Consider the following 19,245-nt stretch of genomic DNA (forward strand, 5'->3'; position numbering starts at 1 on the left):
TGCTTGTTATTTCCAGGAAGGAAAGCACCACACATGTCCGATATTTCTCTTTCGAAGGCCGTTCGCGCGAACCTTCTCAGCCTGCAGAACACCGCCGAAATGATGAACAAGACGCAGTCGCGTCTTGCCACCGGCAACAAGGTGAACTCTGCGCTGGACAACCCGTCCAACTTCTTCACCGCCTCGGCTCTGAACAGCCGCGCCGCCGACATGAGCAATCTGCTAGACTCGATGGCATCGGGCATCAAGGTCATCGAGGCTGCCGACAAGGGCATCACCGCGATCACCAAGAATATCGAGCAGATGCAATCCTCACTGCGCCAGGCTCGCCAGGACAAGACGTTCCAGACGGCGAACTTCGACGTCACGAAGGACAGCGTTCTGAACATTGGCGGCGGCCAATTTGGCGAAATGAACAGCATCAAGCTGGGCACCGCAACGGCGGGGGTTTCGTCGGCGATCAAGACGGAAGACATCTACAACGGCCCTGCGGTTACCGCCGTTGCGACAGACGCCGATGGAGAAGGTGCTGGCGCTCGGACCGTTCTCGACCTCGATAACGTGGCCGATCTGGCTGGCAAGTCGATCAAGGTCGACGGAAAGACGGTGTCTTTCGCCGCAACCGACAATACTGTTGCCTTGGCCGCTCAAAAACTGAGCGATGTGCTCGGTGCTGACTACACCGTCACCGCTGGTGCTGCTGCTGGTGACGAAAACAAAATCGTCATCGAAAATGCCAAGGTCACTGGCTACGCTTCCAAGTCTCCCGTGGTGGAACTTGGTGCAGCCGCCGCCGGCAAGGCCAGTGCATCGTTCACCTACAATGCGGCTCTTCTTGGAGCAGGCGTGAATGTCGGATCGCACACGATCAACGTTAGTGGCCCGGCGACTGCAGGCGACTTTGTAGCGAGCCTGCAAACGCAGCTCAACGAGGCCGAAGACGGTCGCTACTCGGTTTCACTTGATGCCGACACCAACGTCATTACGGTTACGGACAATCAGGCTGGGGTCGGCGACGTCATTCTGACGGGCGGCGCTTTTGGTACTGCAGCCTTACCCGCGACGACCACCGCCGCCGGTGGTGCCATCGTTGATGATGCAAGCCTGCAGGATCTCGTCGGTTCCACCATCACATTGACCCCAGCCACCGGGCCGGCGGTCAACGTCACTGTCACTGGCACAACGACGATCGCGGACCTTAACGCGAATGGCTTCCAGGCCGAGTATGGCGCCGAGGGTATCAACTTTCGCCGTAATGACCTTCAGTCGTTCACGGTGTCAGTCAGCCGCACTGCCGACACGACGCCGGAGGTTGTGTCACCTTCAACATCGGCGGCAGGCGCGGGTCGCGCTGACGCTGCAGCGTTGGAAGCTGCTCGTAACACTGCTGTTACAGACCATGGCCCTGCCACTCTTGGCTCCATCACGCTAACTGCTGGTGCCAATACGGCGACGATCAATCTTACTGATGATCTCTCGGACCCTGCCAACTTTGCCGACAAGCTCACTGCAGCTGGATTTGCCATAAACTATGATGCTACGGACGGAATCACCTTCAGCCGTGCCGATGGTGAGGACTTCACTGTCTCCTACACGGGGCTTGGCGGTAACGACGTTTTCGGCGCAGCGTCGGGCACATCCATCGGTGGTGTAACTGCAGCTGATGTCGCCGCTGCCCAGGCTGTATTGAACGCTGATGCCTTGCAAGATGCCGCAGACCATGCCGAAGCACTTGGCTATACCGGTGCTTCCACAGCCGCTGCTAGTTCGGCCGGTGGTTCTGCCGCAGTCCCTGCCACGATCACTGTCACCCAAGTTCCTGGCACGGCAGGCGTAACCTCCAAGGCAACTGCGGCTGCCTCGGACGAGATCACTATCACTTACGGCAACAAGACCGCCGACATCAAGGTCACTGGAGCTGACGCTTCCGGCGATCGCAGCGCGATTGCAAAGTCAATTAACGACCAGCTGAAAACTGCTGGGATGGATAATCTGGAGGCCAGCTTCGACAATGAAGGCAAGCTATCCATTTCGGCGAAGAACGCAGAAGCCATCGCACTGACAGTTACTGGCGCTCAGGCCGAGGAAATCTTTGGTTCTGATACCAAGATGACCAACACTGGCTCAGCCACTGTGTCGGGCTACAACTCGAAGAACGCCGTCGACATGTTTGTCGAGGAAATCAACCGGAACCCTGCCACGGCAGGGAAAATCCGCGCCTCGAACGACAATGGCAAGCTGCGTATCGAAAACCTGTCGACACAGGCACTTGATATCAGCCACGATGCCGACGGTGACGGGGTCCTGAATCCAGTATCTTCAAAGATCGCCGGCAACTCAGTTCGCGCCAATCTTTCCAAGCAGTTCAACGATCTGCGCGACCAGCTGGACAAGTTCGCTGACGACTCGTCGTTCAACGGCATCAACCTGCTGCGTGGCGACAAGCTGACGATCACCTTCAATGAATCCGGATCGTCTGCGATCCAGATTCAGGCCAAGGACAAGGACGGCAACGAACGTCCGATCACGGCAGCAAACCTCAATATCGAGTTCCTCAATGAAGAAGATCTCGATACGGACGAGAAGATCGATAAGCTGCTAACTGGTCTTCAAAATGCCCTGACTGAACTCCGCTCGCAGGCTTCGACCTTCGGTTCGAACCTGTCTTCGGTCGAAAACCGTCAGAACTTTACCAAGAACATGATCAACACGCTGGAAACCGGCGCGGCGAACCTGACCTTGGCGGATACCAACGAAGAAGCCGCAAACCTTCTGGCGCTCCAGACCCGTCAGCAGCTGTCGTCTTCGGCACTGTCGATGGCCAGCCAGCAGGACCAGGCTGTGCTGCAGCTCCTGCGTTAATCGCCAAAAAATCTCCGGGGGCGGCTCAGTCGCCCCCGGTTTTTGATTCTCAACTCCCTGGTGCACCGATGACCCTCAAAATTACCCTGAAGCCTGGCGAGAGCTTTTTTGTCGGTCGTGCAGAGGTTTTTGCCCAGGGAAATTCAGTGACGCATCTCTTCGTGCGCGGCGACGCAGCCGTGTTGCGCGACGAAGACTATATGCGCGAGGAAGACGCGGACACCAATGCCAAGCGCCTGCACTTCGTTTTGCAGCAGATGTATCTGACCGGCGACATGCGCGCCCGTCACGTGGAATATTTCTCGCTGGTCCAGGCCCTGATCGCGGAAAACCCCGACACCAACGCCATGGTGGCCGACCTCAACCAGTTGCTAATCGAGGGGCAGTTCTACAAGGCCATCAAGCTGGCCAAGTGCCTCAACAACACCAATCTCACCCGCAATGTGACCCGGCGGCGCATGGCAGCGGCAGGGTAGACCGCCTCATGCAGAAGGGTGGCGATAGAGCAAGGCGAACTTCGTCCGGTTATCGGCGCCGAACTTGCGCAGAAGGCTTTTGACGTGGACCTTGACCGTCCCCAGTTGCATCGACAGACGATCGGCGATCTCCTTGTCGGTCATGCCCGAGGCGACCAGTTGGGCCACATCGGTTTCACGGCGCGTCAGCGGCGTCGGCAGGGGTTGGCGCAGCAATTCCGGCGACACGAATTTATGGCCGGCCAGAATCAGCTTTATCGCATGAACCAGGGGCTCACCGCCCATTGTCTTGCTCAACCAGCCCGCCGCGCCCCGATCCAGGGCCTGGGCCACGGCCCGAGGGTCGGAACTTCCCGAAAGTATAGCCACCGGAATATCTGGGTGGCGTGTGGAAATAAGAGCAAGTGCGTCAAGTCCATTCATATCGGGCATGACATAGTCTACCATGACCATGGAAAAACGTTCTGCATCAAGGGTATCGAGCGCTTCGGGCACCGAGCCAACGGCCCGGAAATCCATGGTGTTTTCGAGCGAACGCAACATGAAGACCAGCGCATCGCTGAACAACAGATGATCGTCGACGAACAGAATTTTCTGTATAGACATAGGGTTAGACCAATACTGAATTCCCCCATCAATAGATTCAAAGCTGTGCTTTGGTCCATAGTATTATCGGCGGTGTGGCTTGCCTCGTTCCGCCTGGGGGACTTTCTGACCTTCTTCAGGACCTATTCGAGCACCTGGTTTTTACCCAGCGGCGTGACACTTGCCATCGTCCTGGTTGCGCCGGGCTGGATGAAGATCAGTCCGCTGGTCGCCAACCTTCTCCTCGCCTTTCCGGCGGTGCGCTGGGTGCTGGGCGTCGAAGTGGAAAACGATTATGAGCCCGTCATCCATGGCATCAGGCTCTATCTCGTCTACGGCGGCGCGGCTCTCGTCCTCACCCGCCTGTTCCAGATAGACCTTCCCTTCCGGTCGCTGCGCGACAATCAGTGGCTGATTGCCGCGGCCCTCGGTGCCGCGACCATCGCCACGACAAGCGGCATTGGGCTGCATATTCTGGCGGGCAATATGTCGCTGGCCGAAGGCCTCAGTATTGCCGCCTCATGGTGGCTGGGAGACGCGATTGGCGCCATCGTCGTGCCGCCACTGCTCGTGCCGGTATTGATGGCGGGGCTGGGGCTGTCGGTCGGCGGCTGGCAATGGCCAAAGCCCAGCGCCCTGGCCATCCAGAGTCTGAGCCTGGCGCTTGTTCTGTCCGCCTGCGCGGCAGCAAGCACGGTTCACGCCAATTTCTGGTACCTTGCCATCATTCCCATTCTGATCTTCGCCCTCAACCGCGGCTATAGCCACGCGGTGACGGCGGTGTTCCTGACCAATCTGCTCTCGCCGCTGGTGGTCCTGACGATTGCCGACGCCAACGAGGCGATGACAATGGCGCCGCTTCTCCTCACCGCTTCGGTGGCGGGACTTCTCATCGGCGCGGCAATCTCGGACCGCAACGCCGTTCTCGAAGGGCTGGAGGAAACCGTTGCTCTGCGCACGCAGGAGCTCGAGGAGGCCTATCAGGCCCAGCGCCATCTGGTGCGCACCATCGGCCATGACCTGCGCCAGCCGGTTGAGGCGCTCCGGCACATGCTGGGCACGCTCAAACGCCAGTTGCGCGGCAGCGCAGCAGAAGTGCCCGTCGAGCAGGCGAGAGTGCTCAGCACACTCGCCTCGGAGATGCTGACCAAGACGCTGACCTACGCCCGGCTCGACGCCGGCAAGCACGTGCTGCAGATCACCGACTTCACCGCCGACACGCTCTTTGGCCGCCTTGAAGCCGTTTTTGGCCCTCTGGCCCGTCGAAAGGCGATCACCATAGAATGGGAAGGCAGCCACACGGCCATCCGCTCGGATGAAGGGCTTATTTTCCAGGTTCTGGCCAACCATCTGGACAATGCCCTGCGCGTCTCACCGGCAGGCGCGTCGATTGCAGTCTCGGTCCAGGCTGAAGGCGAGGGCATAGCCCTCTCCGTTTCGGACGCGTTCGAGGCCAACACGACAGCCGCCGAGGGGGCGGCAGGTCTCGGGATGAGCATTATCAGACACGCCAGCACCCTGCTGGGCGGCCAGCTTATTTCCGAGCGGAACCGTCGCGGCATCATCATTCCTTACCCCGATGGGGGTAGTTAATTTTCTCTTAATTTTCCGGGAAGGGCCCGGTTTTAACCTAGCATGTACGGGATCGGTTTCGGGGGAAACGATAATGACGAGAACCTTGGCGCGAGATATTCTTGCGTTCAATTTGCGCGAGATTTGTGCGGAACGCGGCCTCGATGCATCCGCATTGGCACGGGATCTCGGCTGGACACCCAGCAAAATCGAGACTGCCATGTCGGGCTCATCCGATCTCGAGCTGGATGACCTCACGCAACTCGCGCTGACACTGCGTGTGCCGGCGCATATCCTGCTGACGGCCTCGAGCGCGACGACGGCCCATACCATGGTTGCTATGTCTGCCGGTTGATTGCTGACAGGAAACCACTACGATGGCGCCATTACGTGAGTCTGGACGCTATTTGATTTATGGACAGTCGAGAACTTGTGGGCTGGAACATGCGGCGATTGCGCATGGACCGCGGCGTGTCTCAAGGCAAGCTGGCCGAACTGGCAGGCATTGATCGCACCTATGTCAGCCGCCTCGAGCGCACAATAGAAAACCCATCCATTGGCATCCTCGACAAGATTGCGGTGGCACTCGGCGTGCCGATTGCTGATCTGTTCACGCCGCCCGATGGTGAGGCAACCAAGCTGCCGCCACTCAAGGCTGGCCGGCCGGTAAAGGTCACGACGCCCGACAAGGGTTAGAACCGCGCTGAGCGCCGCGAGCGCGCAATTGTCGTTGAAAAGTACCCAAGGCTGCAGATTGTCTCTGCGGCCTTTTCTTTTGCGCTGAAGGGTGCGGCTTGCCCGACCGCGCACCACGCCACGCCAGGCGCACGCCGACACGCTAGACGTCTGCCCGACAGCAGGAACAACAGCAGCGATGTGAAGGGAGGGAGAAGTGGTGCCCGAGACCGGAATCGAACCAGTGACACGCGGATTTTCAATCCGCTGCTCTACCAACTGAGCTACTCGGGCAACTGACTTAAGCAGTGGTTTCCGCTAAGACATGGGCCTTATAGGAGATCGTTTTTCTCCGCGCAAGCGCGAAAACGGGGTGTGGAAAAGATGTTTGCCGGGAAGCGATTATCGCGCTTGAAGACCCCGCCGGCACCGGCGTTTGAGGGGGCCACTGGCGCCCTTTATCGGAGAGCGGGGGCAAGCCCACGACGAGCGCATAGAAAGCCGCCCTGCCCGCCTGTGAGGACGGGCAGGGCGGAGAAAAGCTTCAATGGCGGGAAAAATCGTGCGCAGGGCGCGGGGAGCGTTTGCCGAGGGCTATTGCTCGCCCTCCTCCGCATCAGGGAGCGGCTCGTCGTCCCGCGCCGGGATGACATAGGCACCGGTGAGCCAACGGTTGAGATCGACGTCAGCGCAGCGCTTGGAGCAGAAGGGCTTGAATTTCTCCACTGCGGGCTTGCCGCAGATGGGGCATTTGCGAAGTGGGGTTTCGCTCATCACACGCCCGACAGGTTGGACTGGTTGAGCCAGTTGAAATAGACGGGATAGCCCTCGCCGGCGAGAAGCTGGGTGGTCTCGTTGAGAGGCAGGCCGACCACGCCGGAATAGGAACCGGACAGTTTGACGACAAAGGAGCCGGCGATGCCCTGGATGGCATAGCCGCCGGCCTTGTCGCGCCACTCGGCGCTGGCGAGATAGGCTTCCATTTCGCGGGTGGAAAGGCGCTTGAACCTCAAACGCGTCTCGACGAGACGTTGGCGCTTGGCGCCGGAGGGGGTGAGCAGCGTCACCCCGGTATAGACGCGATGCGCCCGGCCCGAGAGCAGGCGCAGGCATTCCGTTGCCTCCTCCATGGTCTCGGCCTTTGGCAAAACGCGGCGGCCGACGGCAACCACGGTATCGGCGGCCAGCACCAGGGCATTGTTGCCAAAGCCGGCGACACGAGCCTTGTGCTGGGCCGTCAGGGCCTTGAGCTCGGAGAGGCGCATGGCCAGCTTGCGCGGCAATTCGCCCTTCTCCGGGGTCTCGTCGACATGAGCCGGCACAAGGTGCTCAGGCTCGATACCGATCTGGTTGAGGAGCGCCAAACGGCGGGGCGAGGCGGATGCCAGGATCAGATCCGGACGGCTAGCCATTGCTTTGTGCTCCGGGAGGAGTTGGGCCCTGCGCATGGCTCAGGGCATTCGTCGCTCAAAACGATCCGGCGGATCGTCTTGCCCACCGCGAGGTGGTCGCGATCACTTGAAGCGATAGGTGATGCGACCCTTGGTCAGGTCGTATGGGGTCATTTCGCACAAGACCTTGTCGCCCGCGAGAACGCGGATGCGGTTCTTGCGCATGCGACCGGCAGTGTGAGCGATGATCTCGTGTTCGTTCTCAAGCTTGACCCGGAAGGTCGCGTTGGGAAGCAATTCGGTGACCACGCCCGGGAATTCGAGCACTTCTTCTTTGGCCATACTTTCTCCTGGGAAGACCCCGTGCAGGCATGGATGAGCCCGGCCGGAGCCAAAAATTTGGCGGAACCTACTGCAATTCAGGCGCTTTGTGAACCACCGGAAACCAAAGGTTCCAAACGATCGCGTACGCGACGCCGCAAGGTGTCGCGCAGATCACGATACGCACTGAGGATTACGTCCCGACTTCCCTCTATCAGAGACGGATCGGAAACGCTCCATTTCTCGACGGCACCGGCCTCCAGCCCCTTGCGAAGCACGGCCTCAGGCGCGTCTTCGGACAGGGTAATAACCAGATCGAACCGGTTTGCGACGAGTTCGTCGAGAATATGGGGTGTATGCACGCTCATATCAATGCCGATTTCTTCCATGACCTCATGGACGAACTGATCGGCCTTGCCGCCATTGACCCCCACCGAGCGGGCAATGATGCGCCCGGGGAAGGCCTGGCGGGCGAGAGCGGCGGCAATGGGCGAGCGCACTGAGTTCATCGAACAGACGAATAGCACGCTGGGGAGCGCGCTCGTCGCCTCATCGATTCGGCTGGCATAGGGCTGGACCGCGCAGATGAGGGTGAACAAACGCCGCGCCGTGGCGAGATCGATGATGATCTTGTTGGTGAGGCGGGTGCGCAGGAGTTCAGCCGCCTCGTTGTGGAGACCCCGCCGCGCCATATCGACGGTTTCGATCTGAAACGGCTGGGCCGAGCGGATTGCCTCGTAATAGGCGTCGCGAATGCGGAAATAGTCGCGAATGAGCCGCCGGAACGGGGTCAGCGACAGATAATGGGCGGCGATAGGATTGAAGGTTTCGGGGTCGCGCACGTCGAGCACGATGAAATTGCCGATGATCGAGACGTGCAGCGCATAGGGGCCCTTGGCCGCGACGCGGGCCGGCTTGAAGGAATTATCCTCCAGCAGATCATAGATGGCGATGCGCCACTCGTGCACCTCGTCGGGATTGATCGAGGTGATGGTGTTGGGGTCGAGCGTGACTGTGACCAGCCTGTCCTGGTCGGTCACGTCCGTTTCTGTCCCCATGGAAATACTCAATGGTTGAGCCGTATGGAAATGGAGCGACCGTGGCCGTCCAGCGCCTCAACCTCGGCGATGGTGACCGCCGCATCGGCGAGCGCGGCCAGCGAGGCGGGATCGCATCCCAGGATCGAGGTGCGCTTGACGAAATCGAGCACGCCGAGGCCGGAGGCAAAGCGGGCCGAGCGGGCCGTGGGCAGCACATGGTTGGAGCCGCCGACATAATCGCCAATGGCTTCGGGCGTGTGGTGGCCGAGGAACAGCGCACCGGCATGGCGGATCTTTGGGAGCAGCGCCTGGGGATCGTCCACCGCCAGTTCGACATGTTCGGAGGCAATGCGATTGGCGAGCTCGACGGCTTCATCGAGGGAGGCGACCGTGATGATGGCGCCGAACTCTTCCCAGCCTTCGCGCGCGATCTCTTCTTTCGGCAGCAGCGCCAGCTGGCGATCGACCTCGGCGGCGACGGCATCGGCCAGCGCGGGATCGGTGGTCACGAGAATGGACTGGGCCCCTGCCCCGTGTTCGGCCTGAGCGATCAGGTCCGCAGCCACCCAGGCGGGATTGGCCGAGCGATCAGCAATCACCAGCACTTCGGAGGGGCCGGCGATCATGTCGATGCCCACCTGACCGAACACCTGGCGCTTGGCGGTGGCGACATAGGCATTGCCGGGGCCGACGATCTTGTCGACGCGGGCCACGGTGTCGGTGCCATAGGCGAGAGCCGCAACGGCCTGGGCGCCGCCCATGCGGTAGATTTCGGTAATGCCGGCGATTTTTGCCGCGGCGAGAATGGCGGATGCCAGCTGCCCATTGGGAGTCGGCACAACCATGGCGATGCGCGAGACACCCGCGACATGGGCCGGCACTGCGTTCATCAGCACCGAGGAGGGGTAGGAGGCAAGGCCACCAGGGACATAGAGCCCGACGGCATCGACAGGCGTCCAGCGCGTGCCCAGGGTCACGCCAAGGGCATCGGTATAGATGTGATCGACAGGCTTCTGCTTTTCGTGATGGGCCTTGATGCGGTCGTGCGCCAGCTGGAGGGCCGCAATCACCTCGGGGGAGACGCTGGCCGCAGCCGCGTCGATCTCGTCCTGGGTGAAGCGCAGCGTCTCGGCCGTGACATTGGCGCGGTCGAACTTGTTGGTGAGCTCAACCACTGCCTCATCCCCGCGGGCGCGAACATCGGCGATGATGGCGGCGACCGTGTCCCCGACCTCCTGGGACGATTCGCGCTTGCCCGCGAGCAGGTCGACAAAGCGGGCTTCGAAATCAGGCGCGGCGCTATCGAGGCGAAGAGGCATCGGGTCTCCGAATGGGACTTGAGTAGATGAGGCGATCTATCCCCAAGGCGAATGAAATCGCAAGGTTTTTGGGACTTTTGTGCTTTCGGGACAGCGGAGTTTGCGGACCAGCGCCGGAAGGGTTCACACCCCGCTGCGAAAGATAAGCTCGGGGTCGCCCTCATCAAGCCCTTCAATAACGCCCATCCGGGTGAAGCCGAATTGGGCGAGAAGATTTCGCATCGGCGCATTGGACAGATTGGTGGAGGTCCAGAGAATTGCCCCCGGCTGGGCGTCAAGCGCGTGGACCAGCAGAGCGCGGCCAATGCCACGACGGCGGAAGGCCGGAGCAACCATCAGCATTTCGAGAAAATTCCGGCCGAAGAAATGCGGATGAACCACCGCATAGCCGGCCAGCGCGCCATCGATCTCCGCAGCGGAGCACCACCCTGCCCCGACCCATTGGGCAATGGATCGGGCGCGATCCACGCTCCGGGCTGCGATCGGGTCGAGCGCGAGGAGCGTGGCAATATCGTCTGGTCCGGCAGGGCGGACGCGCATGGATTATTTCTTGAGCGCTTCCACGCCCGGCAGGGGCTTGCCTTCCATCCATTCAAGGAAAGCGCCACCGGCCGTCGACACATAGGTCAGCGCATCCTTGACCCCGGCATGGGCGAGAGCGCCCACCGTATCGCCGCCACCGGCCACAGACACGAGATGCCCGTCATGGGTGCGCTTGGCGACATGCTTGGCGATGGCCACGGTGCCGGCATCGAAGGGCTCCATTTCGAAGGCGCCGACCGGGCCATTCCACACCACGGTATTGGCATCGTCGATGGCGCCGAGAATGCGCTCGATCGAGGACGGGCCGATGTCGAGAATCATGCCATCGGGATCGATCGCATCGACACCATAAAGACGGGTCGGGGAATTGGCCTTGAAATGCCAGGACACCACCGCGTCGATCGGCAGGATAATGGCGCAATTGGATTTTTCGGCCTTTTCCATGATGCGGCGGGCGGTATCGGCGAGATCCTTTTCGGCCAGAGACTTGCCGACCCCATAACCCTGGGCATGGAGGAAGGTGTTGGCCATGCCGCCGCCGATGACGAGGCCATCGACCTTGGTGACGAGGTTTTCGAGCAGATCGATCTTGGAGGACACCTTGGCGCCGCCCACAATGGCGACCACAGGCTTTTTGGGCTTGCCAAGACCGGCTTCAAGCGCCTCGAGCTCGGCCTGCATGGCAAGGCCGGCAGCGGCCGGCAGGAGGCGGGCCAGCGCTTCGGTCGAGGCATGGGCGCGGTGCGCCGCCGAGAAGGCGTCGTTGACATAGACATCGCCCAGGCTCGCCATGCGCTTTGCCAGCTCGACGTCGTTGGCTTCCTCGCCGGGGTGGAATCGGGTGTTTTCCATCACCAGCACCGAGCCGGCCGGGGCCGCTTCGATCGCGGCCTTGGCGTCGCTCACATCGACCCAGTCGGTGGCAACAAAGCCAACGGGATGGCCGGTTTCGTCGGCGACGGCGCCACAAACCTGCTCGAGCGAGAACTCGGGATCGATCTTACCCTTGGGGCGGCCGAAATGGCTGAGCAGCACGACCTTGGCGTCATGCTTGACGATGGCGCGAATGGTGGGAACCAGGCGCTCGATGCGGGTGGCATCGGTGATTTCGCCATTTGCCACCGGCACGTTGAGATCGGCGCGGAGCAGCACGACCTTATTGGTGAGATCGAGTTCGTCGAGGGTTTTGAAACTGTCGCTCATGGTGCTGCTCCGGTCAAAGAATGTCTGACGGTGGGTTAGCAGAGTGCCACGGCGGGCGGAAGCTGGGGAGTGAGAAAACTCTGGCGGGGATTTCTCCGGGGTCGGGACGTCCGGTCACCGCGCCGCGATTGCCCTGCAACGCTCCAGCACCCAGCCCACGAAGGCTGTGTCGCCGTCGGTGGCCGCGTCGTAGAGGGCCTGAAGCCCGATGCGGAGCTGATAACAGGTCAGTTTTTCCGTCTCGTAGAGCCGCGGATCGGCACGGGTCTCGAAATAGAGCGCCTGCGCTTCCATGCACGCCAGCCAACTGCGCCAGAAGAAGATATTGGCGACATCATATAAGGGGTCGCCCAGCATGGCCTCCGACCAGTCGATGACGCCCGTGATCGCGCCGCCGGCGGCCAGCACATTGTTGGAGCCGAAATCACCGTGCACGAGCCGGGCGACGTCAGGACATTTCGGCGCCAGTCGCTGGACGATTTCGAGAAGCGGCTGCACCGCCTCGGGCGATATAATGTGTGACACGGCCGCCCAGTCGAACACCGCAGGATCGGCGATGGCGGCGAGATAGTCGCGCCAATGCGTAAAATCCCCGCGCCCGTCCGCTGCGAACGCACCAAAGCCGTCGAGCACGGAGACATTTGTCGCCGCCATGGCGTCCATGGTGGCGGCAAGCGCCGCGCCCAGATCTGCAGCCTCCGCGCCTAGAGCTTGCAGCGTCTCACCGGGGGCACGGACAGATATAGAGAGCCAATGATCGCCGAACGGTTCGATCGATAGCACCGCTGGCACCGGCAGGGCCTCGGAAGCAAAATGGCGATGGGCAAAACCGTCCTTGTCGAAGCCCAGGCGGGACCGGTTGACCCGGCAGATCAGCGCCGCGCCATCGCCTCTGAACCCGAACGCCTGAGACTCATCCCCCTCCGCCAGCCGCTCGAACCGCTCCACCCCACCGAAGCGGGCACGCAGAACGGCTTCAATCTGCGCAGGCGCAAACTCGGGCTTCCTCACGCGGCTCCATCCGATTGTGGGAAAAGATTTCGCCACCATAACCGATCGCAACGCGAGCGCGAGCGAAGGACGCGAAAAACCATCCCGGGACGGGCAGCAAGTACATGATATAAGGGAGGAATGGTGCTGCCGGACAGGATTGAACTGTCGGCCTCTCCCTTACCAACTTTGGTGATATACGCTGAAGGGCATAGTTCTACTGAACTTCTGTCCCTGCGTGCTAGATGCGTGCTAACTTCCCGGAAAGTCTGACGCGAGCATCAGAATGCGGTTGACGGTTCAATCTTGGCAATACCGTTCAGCTCCTCGGCCTGCTTTACACCCCGTCACGTAGACTTTTCAGCAATCGCCCAATCGAACTTTGCCGGTCCGGCATGCGGGCGGTCACGCTATGTGCCATTACTGAACTTAAGCCGGCCGATAGAGACGACTTCGCCTTTTTTCGTTCAATGTGCAGTCCTTGCGCATGTTGCGCTGAATTTCTTCGATAGACGGAGTGACCTTTAGCAGCTTCTCGTTGCTGAGGCGCTCTGTTCTAGCGCATGCCTGATTGTGGTTAGCAGGGTTGTAACAGGCTCGACTGGATCGGACATGGCTTGTGGTCGGGCCTATTTCGATAGGTCAGGACAGCAGCAAGTTGATCAGCAAGCGTACCTTGGTTGCGCGGCATGGCCCCTCTTTAACCTGGCGAATGGCGCCACCTGCACCTGACTGTCTCTTGGGGTCCGCGATTTATTTCGGTCGAGGAGAAGCGTGAGCGAAAATCTGCGGAACGAGACAACTAGGTCCTGTTGACAAACTGGATTCCCAAATCGGGTTTGCCGTGATTCAAGACTGCTTTTTAGGAGGCGGTTTTGGCGCGTGGGGATTTGTCGGACGCAGAGTGGCGGCTCATTGGGGAGCTCTTGCCGGCTGAGCGAGGGCGCAAGTCCCGACCAGCGCAAGATAACCGTCGATATCTGAACGGCATGCTCCATGTTCTGCGAGTTGGCTGCCCCTGGCGCGACATGCATGAGCGCTATGGCAAGTGGAACTCAGTCTATGTGCGCTTCCGTCGCTGGGCCGAGCAAGGGGTGTGGGATGCCTTGCTTGAGACCCTGGTCGAACTCGGGCTCACCGATGACTGGCAGCACATGATCGACAGCACCACGGTGCGCGGCCACTCTCAGGCAGCGGGCGCTAAAGGGGGACTTATAAGGAGGCTTTTGGTCGATCACGCGGCGGCTTTACGTGCAAAATCCACGCCCGCACAGACGGTCAAGGACGCCCTCTTGGCTTTGTCCTCACAGGCGGAGAAACATCCGACTATGCAGCCGTTCCTGCCTTGATGGCCATGCCGGTTGGCAAGCCGCGATTGCTCCTGGCCGACAAGGGCTATGATGGTGACGCCGTGCGCCAGGATCTACTCCTGAGCGGCATCGTTCCGGTGATCCCACCAAAAACCAACCGCAAGAACCCGCCACCATGCGACTTCAAGGCCTACAAAGACCGCAACCGCATCGAGCGCATGTTCAACAGGCTCAAGCAGTTCAGGCGCATCGCCACACGCTTCGACAAAACAGCAACGTCCTTCGCGGCCTTCCTCGCCCTAGCCGCCGCAAGGATATGGATGCCACACTTTGTCAACAGAGCCTAGACAAACCACTGTCACTGCGACATTTTAAAGATCATCTTACGAATGCGGGAGTTTCACTGTGGGGGCGGTTCGGCTGTTTATGCATCTGTCGGCGTTTATCTTCCTTTTGTCTGGAAGCGCAGTCAATGCACAAGTTCTGGCTCCGCTCCAACTCCTTAGCGAGATTGATGCTGAAGGATTTTTTGTCCCGGGAAGTGACACGGAAAACATTCCTGCCTCTAACCTTGCCAGCCTAGTGGATGACCTAGGTTTTGCTAATGGATTTGCGCCTTCTCTGATTGGGTTTGCTATCAATCGCGAGGCTACCAACTCACTCAATGATTTCTGTTCGGCCTTAGATGAAAACTGGAATTCCCTCCTCCGGCGACACGTCTACGATGCCGTGCTCAACGAGGCAGTCAAGCTGGGTGTAATCCCCAGAACTGAGGTATTGGGGTACACTCGTGGCGCCCAAACCGAGTTGGATGCGATAGCTGCCGGCCACGCGGTTTTGAAACAGTACGCTGATCAGGCTCGAACAATCATGGATACCCATGAGAGAGATGAAGCGCTCATCGGACAGATAGGCGAATTTTGCTATCGCCCTTCAGACATATTCACTTACCAATCTTGGCCAGGCGTAAACGATCTTGAGTGTGATGATCACGACGTCTACTCAGATGAGTTCGCGCGTATAGCACCGTTCGTTCCGAGCAGCTTATTCGACTTCCTTCTGACGCAGGAAGTCGATCAGTTCGAACTCGAATGCGCACAGATCGGGCTAGATCTGGCTTACAAGGAGTTTGCGTCACTGAGTGTTAAGCGCTCCAGAATTTATCGAGGGGATCTTCGCGGCGCAGTTGGTTCTCGTCTCGAGATCAGCGGGTCCGTCGTATACAATGGTATCGACGCATCATCCTCGGCTTTCTCCGAGGCTCGACTGGTAAACAGCGACTTTCTACATACGATCGACTTCTCGGAAGCCACCATCTCAGGAAGCATCACCCTCCGCAACCTCGACGCTGAGGCAGAGAACGATGCCCGTTCAGTCCACATGCATGGCGCCTCCGTAGCGGGAAGTTTGACGATCGATAGTTCCAAGTTTGTGGGAGAGGTTTATCTCGGGGTCACCCGACTTGGTGCCCTTCGAATTGAAGATGTCGATGTTGTAGGACTCTTGAACTTGTGGGGCGCTGCGGTGGAGGGCTACACATTCATCGGTCAGTCAGGGCACAGCAAGTTTACAGGTGGCTTACATGCCTTCTATTTCTCAAGCGAAGACCTGCAGATCAGCAATGTAGAAACTACGAATATAACGCTCACATCTTCCAGCATAAGAGGTACCTCATGGTTCGAGAACATCATGTCATCTGGGTATATCTCGCTCAGAAATGCTCGACTTTTTAACATCGAGGTGTCCGATACGGCGGCTTCGAGCCTTTGGCTAAAAGACGCCGCAGTGGAAGGCGCTGTCGTGCTCAACGACGCTTCGTTTAAAGTACTTCATGCTGGAGGGATGACCGCAAGAAGCTTCAATGTGAACAGCTCAAATGAAAGGCCGCAGTTGCAGCCACTGGTCGATTGCGGGATCACGCGGTCATCTGACAGCTATGGCCAGTATGCGTGCTTAGATCGCGCAGATCTTTCCAGCGTGATCATCGAGGGTAATGCGTCGATAGGCGGATTCATACGTAACCAGGTCAACTTGAGTTCGAGCATAATAGGTGGGCAACTCCAGATCGCTGGGCCGACAACCAACTTTGCCGATGCCGGTTGCGTAATCGCCAAAGATCTCCAAACTGACACGCTTGTAATAAATCTCGATAGCTCCTCCACAGGCACTCGCGTTAGGGGTCCGGTCTACGTCGATCTTCATGGCGCGGAGTTTAGAGTGTTAGGCAATCCGACGGGGAGTGAGGTCGGGGGACACAGAGTGGGAGGCGTCCTCGCGAAATTCCTCGCACCACTTGACGCGCGTTGCGACGAAAATGGCTTTGTTTCCGGTGAAGCGTCCGACGCCAGATATCAGCCACTTGTCTATGATGCCCTAGCCAGTGGATATGAGCGCAGTGGAGAATTGGATCTCGCCCGGTCTATCAAGGTCGAGAAGAACCGCGCTTATGCCTCGGCTCTGGCCTGGGGCGACGATTGGTCGTCTGCGTTTCTGCCCGCTGTCACGAAAGGCTTCTACTATGTCGCAGACATCGTTAGCGGCTACGGCTACGAGAACCTCAAGGCGCTTGTTTTTCTAATCATATTGACGGCTGTGGGCGCCCTGTTGGGTTGGATCGGCGAAGCCCAGCTGACCCGGTGGCGAGACTATGTGTTACGAAAGCTGAGGCTATCCCGGCTAGTAAATAAACCTAGCAGGGGGCGCAGTTCCGGTGGAGAAACGATACGCGGCCGAAGGGCGCCTGGCTTTATTTTTAGCATCGACCGCGCAGTGCCAAACCTGAATCTGGATCAAGATTTCGCTCGTCATCAAGACATGGATGTTGGGCCAATTCTGTCCGGCTGGTTCTACTTTCAGCGCTTCGTCAGTTTCCTCATACTAGCGCTCATGGTTGCAGGAGCGCTGCAGGTATTTCAGTGAAGCCACCTCCTGACCAGCGCCTCCGCCTGGTCCGCCGCGTCGTTCTCGTTCGCCGCCTTGATCGCCACGACGATATGCCCTAGTGCGGCCAGCCCGACGTGAAGCTCCTCTTCCCAATTCCCCTCGGTAGCAAGCTGGGCTTTTTCACCCGCTAGCCTTCGGCCCTCAGCCAGTGACCACGAGGCGGTGCAGGGATGTCGTTGTCCTTGCAGTAGGTGGAGATTGCGGCGGTTGATACACCGATGTCTTCTGCGACCTCGCGGGTGGGCTTGCTCCAGATGATGTCCAGAAGCTCTTGGCGGGAGTAGGTTTTGGTCAATGTCAGGCTCGTGGTCTCGTGATCGACCAAGCCGTCCTATCTGACTATTTGGTCGCTCTTTTGGCCGTTGGCGCTAGGCCATGTGGAAAGCAAACCATTTGGAGAAAACGCCGCATGAGCATCCTGAAGACCCTGAAACTGACCACGGCCCAGCCTGTTCGCACCAGCAATGATCCTGTGGAACGCGCCCGCAACAAGGTGATCGCGGCGCTGGCGGAACAGAGGGCCATGGCCGAAGCCAAGCTTGCTGGGCAGCACTATGCGCCGACCCATATGGTGTGGCGCAAGAACGAGGAAGGTCAGCGGGTCCAGGTCGAAACCCCGAAACGTCTCCGCGCAGGCTGGTTCGTCGATGCTAGTGGCCAGACCTTCTTCGGTCTGCGCTATGCCGGAAAACCCATCGAGTTTGTCAAGGACAAGAATGCCATCGCCGTTGGCGAACTTACTGCTCTTCCCGCAATCCTCGACACCCTGACCGACGCTGTCCGTGCCGGTGAACTAGACGCACAGCTTGCGGCTGCTGCTGCGGAGCGCGGGCACATGCTGCGCAAGGCAAGTTGATCCCGACCATCACAAGATGCCTTCAGGTGCCGGGAATGGCCATTGTGCTGTTCCCGGCATTTCTGTCTTTTCTCGCTCCTGCGCAAGCTGTTGATCAACAGGGCCAGCGGGATTGCGCCAATCTCCGGGCGGTGCTGCTGCAATTGGTCGGTGACTGGTCCAAGAACATGTTGTTCGCCAGCCGCGACATGGACCGCAACGGCTGGCTCGACGCCAATGTGGCGCACTCGGCGTTTAAGGACGTGCAGATCGCAGTGATGCATTTCGACTATGCCTATGAGGCCGTACCGAAGGCCCGCGATGCCTGTCACGAGCTTGCTTTCCAGTTCGGCATGGAAGTCGGCGCCTATATCGAAGAGATCATGGCCACGGGCACACGCCCAGCGAGGCATAACGGGGCGGTAGCCCGATGGGGCAGCACGGCTTACCCGATAGCTGTCAGCCCCGCCAGCGGGGTCCGTAGGGCATCAGTGGGTAGGGTCGTTGGTCTTATTAACCAGCAAGCGGCGGCGTGATCCGCAAGTTGGAAAAATAGCCGACCGTACCCGCTTCGATCCACAGCCCGACGCCGCCACGTTGGGCTTCCCCCAACTTCATGTCAGTCACGATCAGCGTGGGCTGCGGCGCGTCGTTGACAAAAAGCTTGGCTGTCGCTCCTTTGACCTCAATACGCAAGCCGATCCACTCGTCAAGCGCGATGTCCACGTAGGTCTCGTACTTCTCAGGTTCTTCCTTGCGCAGTCGGGGAAACGGAAACTCGGGATAGGCAACATATTGCACGGTACGGTTTCGCCTGATCTGATCCTCGACGCGAGCATTCACGGGCCGTAGATAGATGCTCTCGAACCTGTTCTGCGCATCGATGCGAAACGTCAGGCCGATAAAGCCCCGCGCATAGCCAGGGGCATCGGGAGCAAGGACACTTGCGACATCGACCTCAATCGTGCCGTCCCCGAAGTCGGTGGGCAGCCACGCCATGTAGTCGCGGTCCGTCAACGCTTCCTTCGAGGGGTCCTGCGTTGCCGCGCTCGGCATGGTGATCTCCAACGCAGATCGACCTAGATAGGTGGTTTCGACCAGGGAAACACCCTGCAATTTGAAGTCCATTGTTCCTGCCTCCTGTCGTCCGTAGCGAACATTGTGCTTATTTGAATTCCTC

General features: G+C 59.5%; 21 protein-coding genes and 1 tRNA gene. 10 read left to right on the forward strand and 12 right to left on the reverse strand.

Going from position 1 to position 19,245, the window contains the following annotated elements; all coding sequences use genetic code 11:
* Positions 1–33: 33 nt before the first annotated feature.
* Both NYQ88_RS18310 and NYQ88_RS18315 read left to right on the forward strand, forming a co-directional pair.
* A complete protein-coding gene (locus tag NYQ88_RS18310) occupies positions 34–2,862 on the forward strand; it encodes a flagellin (protein ID WP_275652524.1) in 2,829 nt (942 codons plus the stop codon).
* Positions 2,863–2,930: 68 nt separating this feature from the next.
* Positions 2,931–3,338, forward strand: coding sequence for a flagellar biosynthesis repressor FlbT (locus tag NYQ88_RS18315; protein ID WP_275652525.1), 408 nt, complete (start codon positions 2,931–2,933; stop codon positions 3,336–3,338).
* A gap of 6 nt (positions 3,339–3,344) precedes the next feature.
* Here NYQ88_RS18315 and NYQ88_RS18320 read toward each other — a convergent pair whose 3' ends face one another.
* A complete protein-coding gene (locus tag NYQ88_RS18320; protein ID WP_275652526.1) occupies positions 3,345–3,944 on the reverse strand; it encodes a response regulator transcription factor in 600 nt (199 codons plus the stop codon).
* Between NYQ88_RS18320 and NYQ88_RS18325 the strand changes: the two genes are divergently transcribed.
* From NYQ88_RS18325 to NYQ88_RS18335, 3 genes are all read left to right on the forward strand, one after another.
* Positions 3,909–5,516, forward strand: a complete 1,608-nt coding sequence (locus tag NYQ88_RS18325; RefSeq protein WP_345774598.1) for a HAMP domain-containing sensor histidine kinase — start codon at positions 3,909–3,911, stop codon at positions 5,514–5,516. The two genes, NYQ88_RS18320 and NYQ88_RS18325, sit on opposite strands and share 36 nt — an antisense overlap.
* A 73-nt stretch (positions 5,517–5,589) precedes the next feature.
* Positions 5,590–5,850: a helix-turn-helix transcriptional regulator gene (locus NYQ88_RS18330; RefSeq protein WP_275652528.1), complete on the forward strand. Its 261-nt coding sequence runs from the start codon at positions 5,590–5,592 to the stop codon at positions 5,848–5,850.
* A 59-nt stretch (positions 5,851–5,909) separates the two neighbouring features.
* Complete coding sequence (locus NYQ88_RS18335) at positions 5,910–6,191, forward strand: helix-turn-helix transcriptional regulator (RefSeq protein ID WP_275652529.1); 282 nt, start codon at positions 5,910–5,912, stop codon at positions 6,189–6,191.
* Positions 6,192–6,388: 197 nt separating this feature from the next.
* Here the strand turns inward: NYQ88_RS18335 and NYQ88_RS18340 are convergent.
* From NYQ88_RS18340 to NYQ88_RS18385, 9 genes are all read right to left on the reverse strand, one after another.
* Positions 6,389–6,464 (reverse strand) — tRNA-Phe (locus NYQ88_RS18340).
* 300 nt (positions 6,465–6,764) lie between these two features.
* Positions 6,765–6,944: a DNA gyrase inhibitor YacG gene (yacG, locus tag NYQ88_RS18345; RefSeq protein ID WP_275652530.1), complete on the reverse strand. Its 180-nt coding sequence runs from the start codon at positions 6,942–6,944 to the stop codon at positions 6,765–6,767.
* Positions 6,944–7,582 carry a Maf-like protein gene (locus NYQ88_RS18350; protein ID WP_275652531.1) on the reverse strand — a complete coding sequence of 213 codons (639 nt, stop codon included), beginning with the start codon at positions 7,580–7,582 and terminating at the stop codon, positions 6,944–6,946. Before NYQ88_RS18350 ends, yacG begins: the two co-directional genes overlap by 1 nt.
* A 102-nt stretch (positions 7,583–7,684) precedes the next feature.
* Positions 7,685–7,903: a translation initiation factor IF-1 gene (gene infA, locus NYQ88_RS18355; RefSeq protein ID WP_035082742.1), complete on the reverse strand. Its 219-nt coding sequence runs from the start codon at positions 7,901–7,903 to the stop codon at positions 7,685–7,687.
* A gap of 77 nt (positions 7,904–7,980) precedes the next feature.
* Entirely contained in the window at positions 7,981–8,940 is a 960-nt protein-coding gene (locus NYQ88_RS20800) for a UPF0262 family protein (protein WP_345774599.1), read from the reverse strand.
* Between the two features lie 8 nt (positions 8,941–8,948).
* Positions 8,949–10,241, reverse strand: coding sequence for a histidinol dehydrogenase (gene hisD, locus NYQ88_RS18370; RefSeq protein WP_275652532.1), 1,293 nt, complete (start codon positions 10,239–10,241; stop codon positions 8,949–8,951).
* 123 nt (positions 10,242–10,364) lie between these two features.
* A complete protein-coding gene (locus tag NYQ88_RS18375; RefSeq protein WP_275652533.1) occupies positions 10,365–10,781 on the reverse strand; it encodes a GNAT family N-acetyltransferase in 417 nt (138 codons plus the stop codon).
* 3 nt (positions 10,782–10,784) lie between these two features.
* The gene (locus NYQ88_RS18380) at positions 10,785–11,987 is read right to left on the reverse strand and encodes a phosphoglycerate kinase (RefSeq protein ID WP_275652534.1); all 1,203 of its coding nucleotides are present in this window, start codon (positions 11,985–11,987) and stop codon (positions 10,785–10,787) included.
* 114 nt (positions 11,988–12,101) lie between these two features.
* Positions 12,102–12,998: an aminoglycoside phosphotransferase family protein gene (locus tag NYQ88_RS18385; protein ID WP_275652535.1), complete on the reverse strand. Its 897-nt coding sequence runs from the start codon at positions 12,996–12,998 to the stop codon at positions 12,102–12,104.
* A 905-nt stretch (positions 12,999–13,903) separates the two neighbouring features.
* On the opposite strand from NYQ88_RS18385, the gene NYQ88_RS18390 reads away from it, so the two are divergent.
* Genes NYQ88_RS18390 through NYQ88_RS18400 form a run of 3 tightly spaced genes read left to right on the forward strand, consistent with a single transcriptional unit; the run spans position 13,904 to position 17,206 of the window.
* A complete protein-coding gene (locus NYQ88_RS18390) occupies positions 13,904–14,326 on the forward strand; it encodes a transposase (RefSeq protein WP_275654842.1) in 423 nt (140 codons plus the stop codon).
* On the forward strand, positions 14,236–14,634 hold the full coding sequence (locus NYQ88_RS18395; protein ID WP_275654843.1) for an IS5 family transposase: 399 nt from the start codon (positions 14,236–14,238) through the stop codon (positions 14,632–14,634). Before NYQ88_RS18390 ends, NYQ88_RS18395 begins: the two co-directional genes overlap by 91 nt.
* A gap of 58 nt (positions 14,635–14,692) precedes the next feature.
* Positions 14,693–17,206: a hypothetical protein gene (locus tag NYQ88_RS18400; RefSeq protein ID WP_275652536.1), complete on the forward strand. Its 2,514-nt coding sequence runs from the start codon at positions 14,693–14,695 to the stop codon at positions 17,204–17,206.
* Positions 17,207–17,357: 151 nt separating this feature from the next.
* Here NYQ88_RS18400 and NYQ88_RS18405 read toward each other — a convergent pair whose 3' ends face one another.
* Positions 17,358–17,525, reverse strand: coding sequence for a hypothetical protein (locus NYQ88_RS18405; RefSeq protein ID WP_275652537.1), 168 nt, complete (start codon positions 17,523–17,525; stop codon positions 17,358–17,360).
* A gap of 114 nt (positions 17,526–17,639) precedes the next feature.
* Between NYQ88_RS18405 and NYQ88_RS18410 the strand changes: the two genes are divergently transcribed.
* Both NYQ88_RS18410 and NYQ88_RS18415 read left to right on the forward strand, forming a co-directional pair.
* The gene (locus NYQ88_RS18410; RefSeq protein WP_275652538.1) at positions 17,640–18,086 is read left to right on the forward strand and encodes a hypothetical protein; all 447 of its coding nucleotides are present in this window, start codon (positions 17,640–17,642) and stop codon (positions 18,084–18,086) included.
* 35 nt (positions 18,087–18,121) lie between these two features.
* Positions 18,122–18,601, forward strand: coding sequence for a hypothetical protein (locus NYQ88_RS18415; RefSeq protein ID WP_275652539.1), 480 nt, complete (start codon positions 18,122–18,124; stop codon positions 18,599–18,601).
* On the opposite strand, the gene NYQ88_RS18420 is transcribed toward NYQ88_RS18415, so the two are convergent.
* Positions 18,579–19,193 carry a hypothetical protein gene (locus tag NYQ88_RS18420; RefSeq protein ID WP_275652540.1) on the reverse strand — a complete coding sequence of 205 codons (615 nt, stop codon included), beginning with the start codon at positions 19,191–19,193 and terminating at the stop codon, positions 18,579–18,581. The genes NYQ88_RS18415 and NYQ88_RS18420 overlap by 23 nt on opposite strands.
* Between the last annotated feature and the right edge of the window lie 52 nt (positions 19,194–19,245).

This window comes from Devosia sp. SD17-2, from assembly GCF_029201565.1.
Taxonomy (GTDB): domain Bacteria; phylum Pseudomonadota; class Alphaproteobacteria; order Rhizobiales; family Devosiaceae; genus Devosia.